The 3,571-nt window shown below is 73.8% G+C and carries 2 protein-coding genes; both read right to left on the reverse strand.

The annotated features are described in order from the left end of the window. Positions 1-78: 78 nt before the first annotated feature. Positions 79-1,989, reverse strand: a complete 1,911-nt coding sequence (locus tag ACIQOV_RS32785; RefSeq protein ID WP_401054362.1) for a helix-turn-helix domain-containing protein — start codon at positions 1,987-1,989, stop codon at positions 79-81. A 67-nt stretch (positions 1,990-2,056) separates the two neighbouring features. Then, a complete protein-coding gene (locus ACIQOV_RS32790) occupies positions 2,057-3,457 on the reverse strand; it encodes an MFS transporter (protein ID WP_401054363.1) in 1,401 nt (466 codons plus the stop codon). Between the last annotated feature and the right edge of the window lie 114 nt (positions 3,458-3,571).

The following is a 3,571-nucleotide window of genomic DNA, read 5'->3' on the forward strand; positions in this document are numbered from 1 at the left end:
GTCAGTCGCCCCGCCCCGGGCAGCGGTCCGGCCCGGGAGCGGCAGCCCTCCCCGGGCGAGCCGTCGGCCTGTTCGGGCTCAGCCGCCCGCGAGCAGCTGCAGCCGCAGCGCGAGCTGGAGCTCCAGCGACCGCTCCGGCTGGTTCCAGTCCCGTCCGAGCAGCGCCTCGACCCGGTCCAGCCGCTGGACCACGGTGTTCACGTGGACGTGCAGCTCGTCCTTGGCCCGGGTCAGGCTGCCGCCGCAGTCGAAGTAGGCGCGCAGGGTGCGGACCAGCTCGGTCCCGCGCCGGGCGTCGTACGCCAGGAGCGGGCCGAGCGTCGAGCCGACGAAGCCGTCCACGTCGTGGCCGTCGCCGAGCAGCACGCCGAGGAAGCCGAGCGCCCGGGCCGAGGCGCCCTCCCCGGCGCGGCCGAGCACCCGCAGCGCCCGGAGGCAGCGCACGCCCTCGCCGTAGGACGCGGCCAGCGCGGACGGCCCGGCGGCCGGCCGGCCGGCGCCGACGGTGACCGGGAACCCGGCCAGCCGGGCCAGCCGTTCGGCGGCCTGCCGGGCGGTCTCCTCGGGGTCGTCGGTGCTGCCGCTCTCGACGGGCGCCAGCAGTACCACCGTCTCGGCGTGCTCGGCGCTGACGCCCCGGGAGCCGAACAGGTAGCGCCGGGCCGCACCGGCCAGCCGTGCCCGGTCGTCGGCCTTCCCGTCGGCGGGCTCCGCGACCAGCACGAGGTGCGGCCGGGCGAGGTCGACGCCGAGCCGGCGGCCGCGCGCGGTGAGCCCGCCCGGGTCCCGTTCGGGGGCGGTCAGCAGGTCGGTGAGCAGTTCGCCGCGGACCCGGTTCTCGGTCTCGGCGACCGAGCGGCGCAGCAGCAGGAGCAGCGCGGTGACCACGCTGGCCCGCTCGAACAGCCGCCGGTCGGCGTCGTCGAGGTCGGGCCGGCCACGCAGCACCATGGTGCCGAGCGCGTCGTGTCCGGCCAGCACCGCGCAGACCCACTGCTCGCCGTGCCGTACGGACCGGCCCTCGGCGCGGGAGGCGGCGACCGCCTCGGCCAGTTCGGCGGCGGGTGCGGAGCGTCCGGCCAGCGGTTCGCCCTCGGCGTCCAGGACCGCTATCTCCCCGCCGAGCAGGGCGGCCACGGCGGCGGCGACGTCCGGCACCTCGGCGCCGCGCAGCACCAGGTCGGTGAGCCGGTCGTGCGCCTGCTCGGCGCGCTGCACGGCGGAGGAGTGGGCCCGGACCAGCTCGTTGGCGGCGTTCAGCTCGGCGAGCGCGGCCCGGGTGTCGGCCAGCGACTTGGCGGTGTCCAGGGCGATCGCGGCGTGCGCGGCCAGCGAGCAGAGCAGCGCGACCTCGTCGGGGGAGAAGGCGCGCGGCGTGCGGTCGGCGGCGAAGAGGACACCGATGACCTGACCGCCGAGCAGCAGCGGCACCCCGATGATCGCCACCAGGCCCTCGTCCAGCACACCGGCGTCGATCGTGCCGGTGTGGTGGAAGCGTTCGTCGGTGCGGTAGTCGGGGGTGGCGTACGGGCGGGCGGTCTGGGCGACCAGCCCGCCCAGGCCGTCGCCGAGGCTGAGCCGCAGGGTCTGGAACAGGACGGAGACCGAGCCGTCGGTGACCCGCATGTAGGTGTCGCCGGCGCCCTCGTCCGGCAGGGTCAGGTACGCGGTGTCGGTGCCGAGCAGCATCCGGGCCCGGCGGACGATCGCCTGGAGCACGGTGTCCAGGTCCCGGGAGGCGGCGAGGTCCCCGGCGGTGTCGAACAGGGCTGTCAACTCGGCTTCGCGCCGCCGGTGTTGACGCAGGGTGCGGTGGACGCGCAGGGCCTGCCAGGTGGCGTCGTCGATCTCGGCGAGGACGGCGGCCGGCGCCCCGCGGCGGCGGGCGTCGGCCAGCACGTCGGCGAAGTCCTCGGTGGCGGCTCCGGAGGCGAGCAGGTCGAGCAGCCGCCGCAGCGCGGGCGCGGCGCTTTCGTGAGGGTGGTTCATGGTGCGTGCTGCCAATCGGCGTCGGTTCCGTCGGTTCCGAGAAACCGTGATCGTATCGGCTCGCTCCTCAGGCGACGGCGGGCTTTTCGGCCGATGCGGTGTCCGGCTCCCGGCCGTCCCGGCCGTCCCGGTTGTCCCGTCCCTCGACGTCCATGAGGTCCTGACCCCTGGTCTCCCGGCCGCACAGCACCGCCAGCACGGTGATCGCCGCCGCGATGGCGACGTACACCGCGATGGGCGTGGAGCTGCCGTAGTCCTTGAGCAGCGCGGTGGCGATCAGCGGCGCCGGGGCGCCGGCCGCCACCGAGGAGAACTGGGCGCCGATCGAGGCGCCCGAGTACCGCATCCGGGTCGCGAACAGCTCGGAGAAGAAGGCCGCCTGGGGCGCGTACATGGCGCTGTGGAAGACCAGGCCGACGGTCACGGCGGTGACCAGCGAGCCGAAGGACTTCGTGTCGACCATTCCGAAGAACACGAAGGCCCAGGCGCCCACCCCGACCGCGCCCACCAGGTACACCGGCCTGCGCCCGACCCGGTCGGACAGCGCGCCGAACAGCGGGATCAGCGTGAACTGGATCGCGGAGGCGATCAGGACGGCGTTCAGTGCGGTCTGCTTGGAGAAGTGGGCGTGGGTGACGGCGTAGGTGAGCACGAACGTGGTCATCACGTAGTAGGAGATGTTCTCCGCCATCCGCGCGCCCATGGCCACCAGCACCTCCCGCCAGTGGTCGCGCAACACCTCCACCAGCGGCAGCCGTTCGGCCGTGCTCTGCTCCTCCTGGCGCTTGTGCTGCGCCGCTAGCGCCTCCTTGAACAGCGGCGACTCGTCCACCGCGAGCCGGATCCACATCCCGACCACGACCAGCACCGCCGACAGCAGGAACGGCACCCGCCAGCCCCACGCCAGGAACGCCGCGTCCGACTGCACCGCCGTCATCAGCGACAGCACCCCGGCCGCCAGCAGGTTCCCGGCCGGCGCCCCGCCCTGCGGCCAGGACGCCCAGAACCCCCGCCGCCGCTGGTCCCCGTGCTCCGACACCAGCAGCACGGCGCCACCCCACTCGCCGCCGAGCGCGAAGCCCTGCACCAGCCGCAGCACCGTCAGCAGCACCGGCGCCGCGACCCCGATCGAGTCGTACGTCGGCAGCAGCCCGATCGCCGTGGTCGACCCGCCCATCAGCAGCAGGCTCACCACCAGCAGCTTCTTCCGTCCCACCCGGTCCCCGAAGTGACCGAACACCAGCGCCCCGAGCGGCCGTGCCGCGAACCCGATCGCGTAGGTCAGGAAGGACAGCAGCGTCCCGGTCAGCGGATCGCTGTGCGGGAAGAACAGCTTCCCGAACACCAGCGCCGCCGCCGTTCCGTACAAGAAGTAGTCGTACCACTCGATGGTCGTGCCGATCAGGCTCGCAGCCACCACTCTCGGGAGTGAACTGCTCGCCGCCGTACCTCGTGCGGAGGTTCTCATGGCCACCACTTCCAGAACCAGGGGGGAGACGATGTCGCCACAAGGTAGGAAGCACCCGACCCCGGGACTATGTGGACGGCCCACACAGTCCCGGGGTCGAATGTGCCTTCCTGC

The organism is Kitasatospora sp. NPDC091257 (assembly GCF_044757675.1).
GTDB lineage: Bacteria > Actinomycetota > Actinomycetes > Streptomycetales > Streptomycetaceae > Kitasatospora > Kitasatospora lactacystinica.